Here is a 12,787-nt window from a genome sequence, read left to right as displayed (position 1 = left end):
AAAACCCGTTTCCCCTAGTGAGAGCTAGGGGGAACGGGTTTTTCGTTCTTGAAAATGGAGCCGTGGCGCTTCTGTGATACTCGTTTGCCCAGCAGCCGGGCACCAGCGTCCTTTTCTCCCCTATGTACCGCGCCCTGCCCACTTTTAGTGTCAAAAACGGGCAGGGCGCGGTACAAACTAGGGGAGGGGTTCATAGGGGCGAGCCTGAGCCTGCAGAACCCCTCCAAGCGGAGCTACAAAGCCTAGTGGTGCTTCTTGCCGGGCAGGAAGTGGACCACAGCGGCAATAATACTGCCCCAGATCAGGCCAACCACCATAGAGCAGAAGGTATTGATCAGCCAGGCTGCTACTCCGCCCAGGGCGGGCAGGTGGTGGCCGTACTCCTCAAGGTGATGCACGAACTGGTAGGGAGCCTCCCACCAGTGCATGTCATAGAGACCCAGCAGAATAATGTGGCCACCCACCCAGAGCATGGCGAACGTACCCACGACAGAAATAACGTTCATGACCACGGGCATAGCCTTCACCAGGCCCAGGCCAAACTTCTGCGCCCCGGCAGATTCACGCTGAGCCATGGCCAGGCCGATGTCGTCCATCTTAACCAGCAGGCCCACGGCACCGTACACCAGGATGGTAATGCCGATACCGACCACAGCTAGAATAGCAGCGCGGGCCCAGAAACCCTCAGAAGCAACCTCGTTCAGGGCAATCACCATGATTTCGGCGCTCAAGATGAAGTCAGTGCGCACAGCCCCCGAGATAATCTTCTTCTCGGCGTCCTCACCCTGCACCACCGCGGGAGTTTCTTCTTCGGCGTGCTCCTTCTTCGAGAACATCTCGATGACCTTTTCGGCGCCCTCAAAGCATAGGTAGGTGCCGCCCAGCATGAGTAGGGGGGTGAGCATCCAGGGCAGGTACTGGCTCAGCAGTAGGGCTGCAGGAAGAATGAAGACCAGCTTGTTGCGCAGGGACCCTACCGCAATTTTTTTGATGATGGGCAGCTCGCGCTTGGGTTCGATATTGCGCACGTACTGCGGGGTGACGGCGGCGTCGTCCACCACCACACCGGCTGCCTTCACGCTGGCGCGGCCAGCTGCCGCTGCTACGTCGTCCACGCTTGCGGCTGCCAGCTTGGCAAGAGCCGCTACGTCATCTAAGAGAGCCGCTAAACCACCGGCCATAGAAATCTCCTCGGGAATGAAAGGTTGTCTTGTTCCTAAGAATACTGCCCGGCGACCCTAGGCAGACTAAGACCCCGCACACACTTTGGCGGGCGGGGTCTGAGCTATATCCAGGTCAGGACGCCGGTGGTCGGCTAGGCGCTGACCTCAGCGCTGTCGAAGGTTGCGGTGTCGATCACCACGCGGAACTGGACGTCGCCGGCGACAACGCGCTCGTAGGCGGCGTCGACCTCGTCCACACCAATCTTTTCGATGACGGCGCCGATGCCGTGCTCGGCACAGAAGTCCAGCATCTCCTGGGTCTCGGGAATACCGCCGATGTTGTTGCCGGTGAGCACCTTGCCGCCCCCAATCAGGCGGTTCATGTGAATCTCCAGGGCCTCCGGGGGTAGGCCCACCACCGAGAGGATACCGCGGGGCTTAAGCAGGCCCAGGTAAGAATCCAGGTCGATGGGGGCAGAGATGGTGTTGAGGATCAGGTCGAACTCACCGCGGTGTTCGGTGAAGAAACCCTCGTCGGTGGTAGCCAGGGTGCGGGCGGCACCCAGCTGGGCGGCGGCGTCCGCCTTCTTCAGGCTGCGGGAGAGCACGGTGACCTCGGCGCCCATGGCGGCGGCAATCTGCACGCCCATGTGCCCCAGCCTACCCAGACCCAAGATAGCAACCTTCATGCCGGGCTTAACGCCCCAGCGGGCCAGGGGTGAGTAGGTAGTGATGCCGGCGCAGAGTAGGGGTGCTGCCACGTCGAAGTCCAGGGCGTCGGGAATACGCAGAACGAAGCGCTCATTGACGGTGACCTTCTGGGAATAGCCACCCTGGGTGATGCTGCCGTCCACGTCCTTGGAATTGTAGGTGCCCACCGCCCCGTTCAGGCAGTTGTTCTCGAACCCGGCGGCGCACTGCTCGCACTCGCCACAGGAGTTGACCAGGCAGCCAACGCCCACGCGGTCGCCCACCTTGAACTTGGTGACGGCAGACCCAACAGCCTCAACCGTGCCCGCGATCTCGTGGCCTACAGCCAGGGGGAAGTGGGCCTCGCCCCATTCGTTGTGGATGGTGTGGATATCAGAATGGCAGATACCGGCTGCCTCGATTTTAATGACCACATCGTCTTCGCGGGGGTCACGGCGCTCAATTTCGGTGACTTTGAAGGGCTGGTCGGGGCCAAATTTTTGCAGGGCCTTGACGGTAATAGGCATAGAGTCTCCTGAGTGAAGTGGTCTTGTCACCTCTCACTCTACGCCTGCCTGCAGACTGCGCTACCTACTGCCCGGCCGGTTCGCTCTCAGAGTGAGAGCTGGCGGACTCAGCCAATTCACGCCGGTCAGCGCGCATGCGCAGCCAGTAGGCGAGGGGCCCCACGATGGGGATAAAGAGGGTGAAGAGCAGCCACTTGAGCTTCTGCGTCTCACTCAGGTGGGGCTGGCGGTGCACGGTGAGCACGCAGAAAATGGCCAGGCCCATGGCAAGAAAGAGTAGGGGGTAGAAGAACCAGCCGAAGAGGCTGAGCTGGGTTCCGGTTTCTTCAGCTGCGCGGACGCCCGCCGCAAGTAGACCTGTAAGGGAAAGGATGGAGGCGGAAAAGACATCGAGGGGCATAGTGTCCATGGTAGCGGGCAAGGCAAAGAGAAAGGGACCAGATTACTCCCATAGTCCTTGTACACAACACATACAATTCAGAGTAATCTGGTCCCCTTTGTGAGGGCAGACTAGGTTTTCACCGTTCTAGGGCGCGGAGCCTATGGTGTAAACCTCTAGGCCTTGCGACGGCGGTTAGCTACCAGGGCCGCGCCACCGGCAACCAGGGCCAGGGCGCCCGCGCCAGCAATCATCGAGGCAGTGAAACCGGTGTTAGCCAGGCGGCCAGATGAGCTGCTACCTGAGGAGGTAGAGGTCTTGATGGCACTGCCGTCCTCAGCCTTATTGGTGTAGTTGGGGTCCTGCTCGCAACCTACGCCGTCCTTATCGGCATCCAGGCCCTTGTGGAAGCCTGCCTCGTCGGACTTGATGGGGCGACCCAGGTCATCCCACACGGCGGCGCAGTTCTTGTACTCAAAAGCGGTAGCTGAGGCGGCAGGTACAACAACAGTGCTCTCGGAGCTGGGAGCTACGATCGGCTCAGTGGTTGGCTCAGCAGAGGGAGCAACGGTGGGCACTTGGCTGGGAGCTACAGTCGGCTCTTCAGAAGGAGCGGGGGTGGGCTCAGCAAGCTCACCGGTGAAGTTCGCAGAGAGGCGGACGGTGGTGCCAGCAACGCCGGTCGCATCAGTCAGAACAACCTCGTGGGTGCCGTTGGTGATGCCCTTACCTGCCAGGTCAAGGGAAACCGCCGCGGTGCCGTCCTCAGCAACAGCAACGGTACCAACCTCAATGCCACCCACGGTCACCTTCAGCTCGGTCAGAGCGGGTACGCCGTAGCTACGAACGTTCAGGTCAGACAGGGAGAAAGCCAGAGTGCCGTTGACGTCGTAGCTCTCAGCCAGGTCGGCAACGCGCACAGCCTGCTTGGCGAAGTTGGGGTCAACGGTGCCGGCGTTCTTGAAGTACTCAACGAAAGCGTCTGAATCTACCAGGGCGGTGTCCTTGGCGTTAACACCCTGGGAGAGGGTGCCGAAGTTATCGCCGCCGCCCAGCAGGAAGCTGGGGATAGCGACGGTGTAGGTGTCGGCGTCCTCAACCTTTGTGCCGTTAACGTACACATCGAGCACGTTGGAGCCGCGGGTTGCGTAGCCCTCAGCGTCGGGGGAGCCGGTGTAGGTGTAGGTGACGTTTGAGGAGAAGCCCAGCTGCAGGTAGGGGCGGGTTGCCATCTCGCCTGCTGAGTTCTGCTGCCACTGTTCCTCAAGTACGGTCTTGAGCTGGGCGCCGGTGAGCTCGGTGGTCCAGAGATTGTTGGCGAAGGGGGTCACGTTGACGATATCCATGACGCGCACGTTCTTGTTGACGGCCAGGCCCAGTGAGGTGCGCAGGCCGCCGGGCAGCTCATCGCGCAGGCCGCCGGGGTTGACGATGCCGATATCGGCGGGGGTGCGGCCGGTGGAGTTAGCGGCAGCCAGGTACATATCCGCTACCAGGTGGCCCATGGTGGACTCGTAGTTGCGCATGTCAAAGCCACCCTGGGTCTCCTTGGCGGAGTCAAAACCGGTGGTGATGGGGGCGCTGACCTGGCCAGCTACCACAGAGCCCTGCTCGGTGGCGTAGGCGTTGGCATTAGTGATGATGGTGTTCACGGTAGCCAGGACGGGGTCAGCTGCAATCTGCTCGGTGGTGGGGGCGCTCATGCGCTTGACCAGCTCAGAGGAGTAGGCAGTGATGTTCTTGTCGGCGTCCAGAGTCAGCACAACCTTGCCCAGGTTATCGCCGTAGTTACCGGTCTGAACGACGGGACGGGTCTTGCCTGCCTGGCCGGGAACGGCGCCGTCAATGACGTACTCGGCGTGGGTGTGGCCGGTGAAAATAGCGTCTACAGCGGCGCTGGTCTGGTTGATGATCGCATCAGCTTCGGGGGCTGAGGTGTCTACGCCCTCGTGGTACTCAGCGATAATCACGTCGGCTTCACCGTTGCTCGCATCGCCGTCGGAGAGCTGCGCGGCGTACTTGTTCACGGCCTCAATGGGATCGGTGAACTGCACTGACGCCAGTGCTGACGGGTCCGTCAGCTGCGGGGTCTCGGTGGTGACAGCACCAATGACGGCCACGGTGGTGCCGTTGACCTCGGTGGTGTAGTAGGGCTCCAGGGCGGGGGTGCCGTCAGCCTTAAGGACGTTGGCGCCCAGGTAGGTGAAAGAGGAGGCGGGGATGATGCGGTTAACTAGGTCGTCCATGCCGGCATCGAACTCGTGGTTACCCACGGCACTGGCAGAAAGGCCTAGGGCGTTCAGGTAGTCCAGGGTGGGCTGGTCCTTCTGCACGCTAGAAACGTAGAGTGAGGCACCCACGTTATCGCCAGCAGACAGCAATAGGGAGCCATCGGTGGCAGCTGCACGCTCGGTCTGGATGGTGTTGGCCAGGCCCATGGCGATGCTGGTGGAAATGCGACCGTGGAAGTCGTTAATGTTCAGCAGGGTCAGGGTGGTGGTGTCGGCTGCACCTGCGCCCGGGACAGGGGCAACAACCAGGGCAACAACGGTTGCGCCACTTGCGGCCAGTCCGGCAAGACGGCGGGAGAGAGAAGAAGACATGCTTATCTTTCGGTGAGAATGATGATGTGTGTCATTCAACAGAATAGCCCGCTTCGCGCCGTCTTGCCGGTGTTTACAGTGATATTTCGGTAAACAAAGAGCTCTACTGGGTGAGCTCGTGAGCCAGGGCCTGCTCCAATTCCGGCTCAAAGAAAACGTAGCCACTAGCCAAGAGCTTATCGGCACTGGCCCGCTGGCTCGCCAGTGCTAATTCCTTCACTCCCTCCTGCCCCAGGGCCAGAGCAGGCACAGCAGGCGGAATAGGGAGCAGGACGGGGCGGTGCAGCACCCTACCCACCGTCTTGGCCAGGGCCTTCGCCGTTACCGGCGTGGGAGCCACCGCGTTTACCGGCCCCTCCAGCTTCTCGGTCAGCACCGCATGCACATAGGTACCGGCAATATCGTCCAGGCTGATCCAGCTCTGCACCTGCTCACCCGAACCAATCCAACCCCCGGTCCCGCTCAAGAAAGCCGGCAGCTGCAGGCGCAACATGCCACCCAGGGCAGACTGCACCAGGCCGGTGCGCACGTTAACTACTCGAAGTCCAGCCTCTCGGGCAGGCTCACAGGCCGCCTCCCACGCCTGGCATACCCGCGCCAGGAAGCCGCTCCCGGCGTCCTGATCCTCGGTGAGCACCTCGTTGCCCCGGTCAGAGCCGTAGAAACCCACCGCAGAAGCACAGACAAAAACGCGCGGGGCGGCGTCCGCACCCCTCTGCCGTACCAGATCAGCCAGGGTGGTTGCCAGCAGGGTCGTGGACTCAACACGGGAGTTGAGTATCTTCTTCTTATTCTCCTCGGTGAAGCGCTGGTTGATGCTGGCTCCGCCTAGGTGAATCACGGCGTCCGCACCCTCAAAAGCGGCGGTATCAATCTCGCCGGCAGACGGATCCCAACGGAACTCGTGCTCCGCCTCGGGGGCGCGGCGCACCAGCGTGCGCACCGTATGCCCACCACCGGTCAGCAGGGCAACTACCTGGCGCCCCACCATGCCGGACGCACCAGACACCACGACCGTCAGGGGGTCACTTTCATAGCGCTGCTGAAAATCAAGATCAGCACCGATACGGCGCTCGCGGGCGGCAAAAACTTTCTCTAGCTGCTTTTGAGCCGCTGCCCGGGCAAGCCGTTCAGCCGCAGCCCCTACCTTTTCTACGGGTGCGGGCAGCGTGGGAAGCGCTGTGAAGGTAATGCTGTCACGCACCACCGTATCGCTCGGCGTCGATAGAAAATCGTGGGTGTGCTCCCAGGAAGAAAAGGGGCCGCGGACCATTTCGTCAGTGAAGGAATCTGCGGACGCCCGGGTATGGCGGGCTGCCCAGGGGAGGGTCAACAGACCCGAGGTCAGCGGCAGAGCCACCCTGGTACGAGCAGTACTTCCCGGCTCGTTCGGGTTGCCCTCTTCGGTGACGGAGCCAGCCCAGTGAGGGGTCGCCCGGGTCAGGGCGCCGGGGCGCACAAACCAGGTGCGCACGGTATCTTCGTCGTAGGGGTAAGCGGCGGTGTAGGTAAAGTCAGCCATGGTAACCTTCCTGGAATCAAAGGAATTTTAAGTAACCTTACCTTTTAGATGGAGCAATAACCAGAAGGCACGCACAGGATGAAAACCTTTTCTAGAGAGCCAGAGCGGTCAGCTTCTCCTCCACCGCCTCAATCAGCTCAGCCAAAGTGGTGATGTAATACTTCTCAGCCAGAGTCACCGCATTCTCACCCGGCAAACCATCCGTAGCGAAAGACCCCAGACCAAAACTCGCCCCCGCACCAAAGCCGCTAGGCGCGGGGGTCTGGCCACCCGCGTCCTGACCAAAAGCGCCCACCCCAAAGGCGGAAGCCGGGGCGCTCGCCGCCTCGCGCGTCAGGGTGTACCCGTAGGCGGTCGAATCGGCATAGCTGATATTGAGCACATACTCCACCTGCACGCCGTCCTCGGAGCGCTCCACCGATAGGTCAGCATCGTCAAGAAACTCACCGTCGAGTTCCAGCCCACCGTTGTACTCGAGGGCCCATCCAAACTTACGGGCCAACGCAAAGGCGGTCTCTTTAATCTGGGTGTGCTGCGGATCGACGGCCATTGATACTCCTTGCTGGGGCGGATGTTTCGTATCTACTGTACTTCGAGTCAAAGAAAGAGGATAAAGAGAAGTGGAGACGAGCCCTTCCCAGGGGGCCCGCCTCCACTTCGGTGCACTGCCCACACCCCTGCGGGCAGCTATCAGAGACGATAAATTTGAAACACACTCATACTCTGAATCGCAGGTCTGTCAGCCCAAACTCTGCCAGACCTACTACACCCAGTATGACATCTCAACCTCAGTAAAACCTGAGACTTTGTAGGCGCAATAGGGGATAAAAATTAGTCAGGTGAGGGGCCTTGCCCCCTATTTTGGGTCTGGCAAGGTGAAATAAAACCACCCCTCAATAGTGCAAATTTTATTTATCTGTAAAAAATTTCTAGACCTTCAGGGCATGGTGGTACAGGCGCCCTATTTCACCTCGTCAAGGTCAGCAGACTCAGGCACCTTTACGCGTGTATCCATGTTCAGGGTATCGCCGCGGAAGAAGGGCTTGAACTCCTCACGGCCCATCAACAGGACCATCAGCCCAAAACCAATCACAAACGAGGCAACCGCCGTAACGAACACACCGCTGGTGCCCAGCATCTGGGTGTAACCGTACTCAGGGTCAGCCATGTTGTAGAGCGAAATGACGAGAATAGCGGTCATCATCACGCCACCAGTTGCCGGAATAACCAGGCGGAACACCACGTTGCGGGCGCTGGTGAAAATATCGCCCCGGTAGTATTTGATGCAGGCGAAGGACGTCACCGCGTAGTACAGGGCCACAGCCACGCTGGCAGCCTCGATGGTATCGGCCAGCATGTTCTCGCTGATGTAGGTCATGCCCGCGTAGAAGAGAGCCGAGCACACACCCATATAAACGGTAGAGGTCTTAGGGGTCTTGAACTTGGGGTGCACATCGCCGAACTTAGCCGGAATTGACCGGTAGACAGCCATGGCAAAAATACCGCGGGAGGAGGGCAGAATCGTGGTCTGGCAAGTCGCCAGGGCAGATACAGCCACCGCCAGAATGATGACCCAACCCCAGGACCCCAGGGCGGCGTCCTTAAAGGGGGTGAAGACATCGTCCGAATTATCGGGGTTAGCCAGGCCAATGCCGCCCGAACCGGCACCCGCGTACATCAGGGCCACCACGGTCACAAACACATAGGTGACCACCAGAATGGAGCTAGAAAGGACAGCCGCGCGCCCCGGGGTACGGTGGGGGTCCTTGGTTTCCTCGGCGATCGCCAGGCAGGTATCCCAGCCCCAGTAGATGAAGATAGCAATCAGCACGGCCTGAATCATGCCATCAAAACTCGCTTCAAAGGGGTTGAACCAGCTGGCCTCAAACTCATAACCGGTCACAGCCCCCGACGCTAGGGAGTTAAAGACGCCCAGCGCCAGCAGCACAATCGCCACATACTGAATTCCGACCAGCAGCCACTGGGTCAGTGAGCCAGCCTCAATATTGCGGTAGGAAATCCAGGTGGTCAGGGCAATCACCAGAACACCGGTTGCCACAATGACGTGCTTGTTGTGGGCGAGGTCGTCCTGCCCCAACAGCAGCCAGAAATAAATCGCCGCAATTTGGGTCTGATTAGCCATAGCGATCACACCCGCCACGATAACGCCCCAGCCAGAAATCCAGCCGGCCTTCGGCCCAAAAGCCTTAGCGCCCCAGGTGAAGACCGTGCCTGAATCCGGCACCGCCTCGTTCAGCTCCTTATAGGAGAGTGCCGTCAGGAGCATAGGGATAAAGCCCAAAATCAGGGCTATAGGGGCTTGATAGCCCACGGCTATCACGATGAAGCCGATAGAGGCAGCCAGTGAGTACATGGGGGCGGTTGACGCAACCCCGATGACGGTTGAAGAAGCTAGCCCCAGGCGCCCTGCGGCGAGGCCTTTGTGGCGGAAGTCGTTGGTCATTGTCGCTAAAGATCATCCTCTGCGGTGGAGCAGGCGTAAGCAGCCTGCCCCGGTGGCGGTTAAGAACAGCTTTCAGTATAGGGGTTTAAAACCAGGCCGCCGCCGCTCACCATTCCTGCCAAGGGGCAGGGTGGCGGGCGACGGCGTCCTTGCGGGTTAACTACCCGGGGGGGGCTTGAGCCTACTTGCCGCGGGCGGTGCGCTTTTCGGCCTGTTCGCGGTCGTAGGCCTGCCAGTACTCTCGCTGGGTGAGCTCGTCGGTGCCGTCCCAGGCGTCCAAGTTCTTAATCTCGGGCAGATCAGAGGCCTGGAAGACCGGTTCGAGGCCGGCCTTGCGCTGGGCCTCGTAGTTGCGGAGAACCTTCATGACCTGAGGCATGAGCAGGCAGACCGCGGTCAGGTTGACGATAACCATACCGCCGTTGAGCAGGTCGGCCAGGTTCCAGAGCAGATCCAGCGAAGCAATGGCACCGAAGAATACGAACAGAATCACAATGACGCGGAAGATGTTCATGGGCAGGTGCTTCTCGGTGACGAAGCGGATGTTGGACTCGCCGTAGTAGTAGTTACCGATAATCGACGAGAAGGCAAAGAGGGCAATCGCTACGGTCAGGAAGTGAACCGCCCAGGGACCCAGGTGGGTCGAGAGAGCGGTCTGGGTGAGAGTGCCGGAGGCATCGCGGTTGCCGTAGGGGATATCGCCTGCAACGAGCACGATGAAGGCGGTCACGGAGCAGACCAGCATAGTATCGAAGTAGACACCCAGAGCCTGCACGAAGCCCTGCTTGGCGGGGTGGGAGACGGACGCGGTCGCACCGGCGTTGGGGGCGGTACCCATACCGGCCTCGTTGGAGAGCAGGCCGCGGCGCATGCCGTGAATGATAATCATGCCGACGCCGGTGCCGGTGACGAACTCTTCCAGGCCGAAAGCACCTGCGAAGATAGCACCCAGCACAGCGGGAACCTCGCCCAGGTTCATGACGATAATGATGAGGCCCAGAATCAGGTAGAGCACGGCCATGAAAGGCACCATGACTTCGGTGACCGAGGAGATGGTACGGATACCGCCGAAGATAATGAAGCCCGCGATGACCGCGATGATAATGCCGAGGGTGATACGGAAGCCCATGCCGTTGGTGCCGCTGACATCAACGCCAAAGGAGCCGGCTGCCGCACCCACGATGGAGTTGGTCTGCACGGCCACGAAGACGAAGGCGTAGGTGATGACGATAAAGGCGACAAAGATGAGGCCCAGCCAGCGGGCGCCCAGGCCGCGAGCCATGTAGTAGGCAGGGCCGCCGATGTAGGAGTCCTTGCCGGGGCGCTTGTAGAGCTGACCCAGCAGGGATTCTGCGAAAGCGGAGGCGGCGCCGATTGAGGCGATGACCCACATCCAGAAGACAGCACCGGGGCCGCCCAGGATGATAGCCATGGCAACGCCGACAATATTACCCACGCCCACGCGGGAGGCAGCGGAGACGGTGAAGGCTCGGAAGGCGGAGATGCTCTTCTTGCCGTTGTACTCGGTACCGGAGGGGTCTTTGAGAGTTCGGAACATTTCGCCGATGAGGCGGAACTGAACACCGCGGGTTGCGATGGTAATGCCCAGGCCTACGGCTACCAAGGCGTACATCAGGAAGTAGGCCCAGAGGGTATCTGAGATGCCGGTAATAACCTCGGTTGCTCCAGCGGTGGATTCGTTAATCCAGTTCACTGCGTTGAGCAGAGTATCCATGCGTGCTCCAAATCGTTAAAAGGGCAGACCGTCCCGGGGTATGGGTGGGTGCGTCTGCACTTGGTGGGGCGCCCTAGCTGCGGCACGGTGGGCAGTAAGGGCGGAGAATCACCGGCGCTAGGGCGGTGAACACTAGGGGTAATTCTCACAGCTCGGTTGCGTTTGTGCAAAACACGCGCATTGTGATGTTGCCGTTTCGCTCTCAGAATTCGGTCTAGAAGGGGACCGCAAAACCTCAAAGGGACCGCAAATTATGCGGTCCTTTTGAAGAAATCAGGTCCCCTCGGGGGTATGCCGAGGGGCAGGCGGACGCTAGGCGCTGGGGCGGGGTGCGTCCGTGTTGTCGGTGAAGACGTCGGGGATGCCGTCCTCGTTCTCATCCACGCTTTCCTTCAGCGCAATCTGCTTGTAGTGCTTATTGCGGATCGACAGAATCGTTGCGCCTAAGACCGCTGCGATAACCGAGCCGATCATAATACCGATTTTGGCGTCCTCGGTGTGCAGTGAGCCCGACGCGAAGGAGAGCTCGGCGACCAGCATGGAAACGGTGAAGCCGATACCTCCGGTGACGGCTAGGCCAATCACGTCAATCCACTTGATGTCGGAGTCTAGGTTCACTCCGCGGAAGCGGGTGATGAGCCAGGTGGTGCCGGTAATGCCGACGGCCTTGCCCAGCACTAGACCGACCATAATACCGATAGCAACGGAGTCAGTGAGGGCGGTGCGCAGGCCGTCCCAACTACTAACCGCTACGCCGGCGGAGAAGAAGGCGAAGAGGGGCACGCAGATGCCGGTGGAGAGCGGACGCAGGCGGTGCTCCAGGGTCTCAGCCAGGGAAACGTGGGCGTCGGCCTGCTTGGCCTGGGCGGTCATGCGCACGGGCACGCAGAAGCCCAGGACGACGCCCGCGATGGTGGCGTGAATACCGGATTCTAGGAAGAGGGCCCAGGTAATAAGGCCCAGGGGGAGCAGGATAACCCAGGCCGCCCACTTCTTCTCGTGGAAGAATTTCTCGTGCTTGTGAGTTAGCCAGAAATATAGCCCAATGGGAATGATGGAGATAATCAGGTACCAGGCGTGGAAGTTGTTGGTGTAGAAGAGGGCAATGATGACGATGGCAATCAGGTCATCGACCACAGCCAGGGTCAGCAGGAAGGTGCGCAGGGCCGCGGGCAGGAAGGTGCCTACACCGGCCAGGACGGCCACCGCGAAAGCGATATCGGTAGCGGCGGGAATAGCCCAGCCGTGTACCGCAGTTTCGTTGCCGTGGTTAATAGCGAAGTAGATAATGGCCGGGGTCAGAGCGCCACCGAAAGCGGCCGCAATAGGAACGACCGCCTTACCCGGGTCGCGCAAATCGCCCACCACGAACTCTTTTTTCAGCTCTAGGCCGGTGAGGAAGAAGAAGACCGTGAGCAGGCCGTCAGCCGCCCAGAGGTGCACGTTCATCACCAGGTGGCTGAAGCCGGGAATGTTGAAGCCGAGTTCGGTGTCGCGGATGCCCTCGTAGAAGCTCGCTGCCTGGGTGTTAGCCAGGACGACGGCAAGCACAGTGGCGGCGAGCAGAATAAAACCACCCACCGATTCCTTGCGCATAATCTCTGAGACGCGACTGGTCTCGGCGTACGATCCGCGGGAAAAGAGCGGGTCCTTGTGAGGCGCTTCAGTCATGTCTCTCCTTAGGTCAGGTGTGTCTTCGCTTGC

Annotated in this window: 9 protein-coding genes; all 9 read right to left on the bottom strand. The window is 60.3% G+C overall.

What is annotated here, in order from left to right; all coding sequences use genetic code 11:
* Window positions 1-242: 242 nt before the first annotated feature.
* The 9 genes from QM007_RS10715 to nhaA all read right to left on the bottom strand — a co-directional run bounded on the left by QM007_RS10715 (window position 243) and on the right by nhaA (window position 12,754).
* Window positions 243-1,181, bottom strand: a complete 939-nt coding sequence (locus QM007_RS10715; protein ID WP_283489954.1) for a DUF808 domain-containing protein — start codon at window positions 1,179-1,181, stop codon at window positions 243-245.
* Between the two features lie 134 nt (window positions 1,182-1,315).
* Window positions 1,316-2,380, bottom strand: coding sequence for an NAD(P)-dependent alcohol dehydrogenase (locus QM007_RS10710; RefSeq protein WP_283489953.1), 1,065 nt, complete (start codon window positions 2,378-2,380; stop codon window positions 1,316-1,318).
* Between the two features lie 64 nt (window positions 2,381-2,444).
* A complete protein-coding gene (locus tag QM007_RS10705) occupies window positions 2,445-2,789 on the bottom strand; it encodes a PLD nuclease N-terminal domain-containing protein (protein ID WP_283489952.1) in 345 nt (114 codons plus the stop codon).
* A 146-nt stretch (window positions 2,790-2,935) separates the two neighbouring features.
* The gene (locus QM007_RS10700) at window positions 2,936-5,362 is read right to left on the bottom strand and encodes a 5'-nucleotidase C-terminal domain-containing protein (protein ID WP_283489951.1); all 2,427 of its coding nucleotides are present in this window, start codon (window positions 5,360-5,362) and stop codon (window positions 2,936-2,938) included.
* A 103-nt stretch (window positions 5,363-5,465) separates the two neighbouring features.
* Entirely contained in the window at window positions 5,466-6,884 is a 1,419-nt protein-coding gene (locus tag QM007_RS10695; RefSeq protein WP_283489950.1) for a TIGR01777 family oxidoreductase, read from the bottom strand.
* A 91-nt stretch (window positions 6,885-6,975) separates the two neighbouring features.
* A complete protein-coding gene (locus tag QM007_RS10690) occupies window positions 6,976-7,434 on the bottom strand; it encodes a hypothetical protein (RefSeq protein ID WP_283489949.1) in 459 nt (152 codons plus the stop codon).
* Between the two features lie 411 nt (window positions 7,435-7,845).
* Window positions 7,846-9,348 (bottom strand): APC family permease, encoded by a 1,503-nt coding sequence (locus tag QM007_RS10685; protein ID WP_283489948.1) that lies wholly within the window; start codon window positions 9,346-9,348, stop codon window positions 7,846-7,848.
* A gap of 181 nt (window positions 9,349-9,529) precedes the next feature.
* Window positions 9,530-11,083, bottom strand: coding sequence for an alanine/glycine:cation symporter family protein (locus QM007_RS10680; protein WP_283489947.1), 1,554 nt, complete (start codon window positions 11,081-11,083; stop codon window positions 9,530-9,532).
* A gap of 312 nt (window positions 11,084-11,395) precedes the next feature.
* Window positions 11,396-12,754 carry a Na+/H+ antiporter NhaA gene (gene nhaA / locus QM007_RS10675; protein WP_283489946.1) on the bottom strand — a complete coding sequence of 453 codons (1,359 nt, stop codon included), beginning with the start codon at window positions 12,752-12,754 and terminating at the stop codon, window positions 11,396-11,398.
* Window positions 12,755-12,787: the final 33 nt, after the last annotated feature.

This window comes from Rothia sp. SD9660Na, from assembly GCF_030064065.1.
Lineage (GTDB): Bacteria > Actinomycetota > Actinomycetes > Actinomycetales > Micrococcaceae > Rothia.
Note: the sequence above shows the minus strand (reverse complement) of the source record. Positions and strands in the feature narration are given on the sequence as shown.

Coding starts and splice junctions, on each gene's coding strand:
- nhaA (WP_283489946.1), bottom strand. CDS start 12,754: ATGACTGAAGCGCCTCACAAGGACCCGCTCTTTTCCCGCGGATCGTAC.
- QM007_RS10705 (WP_283489952.1), bottom strand. CDS start 2,789: ATGGACACTATGCCCCTCGATGTCTTTTCCGCCTCCATCCTTTCCCTT.
- QM007_RS10715 (WP_283489954.1), bottom strand. CDS start 1,181: ATGGCCGGTGGTTTAGCGGCTCTCTTAGATGACGTAGCGGCTCTTGCC.
- QM007_RS10695 (WP_283489950.1), bottom strand. CDS start 6,884: ATGGCTGACTTTACCTACACCGCCGCTTACCCCTACGACGAAGATACC.
- QM007_RS10700 (WP_283489951.1), bottom strand. CDS start 5,362: ATGTCTTCTTCTCTCTCCCGCCGTCTTGCCGGACTGGCCGCAAGTGGC.
- QM007_RS10680 (WP_283489947.1), bottom strand. CDS start 11,083: ATGGATACTCTGCTCAACGCAGTGAACTGGATTAACGAATCCACCGCT.
- QM007_RS10685 (WP_283489948.1), bottom strand. CDS start 9,348: ATGACCAACGACTTCCGCCACAAAGGCCTCGCCGCAGGGCGCCTGGGG.
- QM007_RS10690 (WP_283489949.1), bottom strand. CDS start 7,434: ATGGCCGTCGATCCGCAGCACACCCAGATTAAAGAGACCGCCTTTGCG.
- QM007_RS10710 (WP_283489953.1), bottom strand. CDS start 2,380: ATGCCTATTACCGTCAAGGCCCTGCAAAAATTTGGCCCCGACCAGCCC.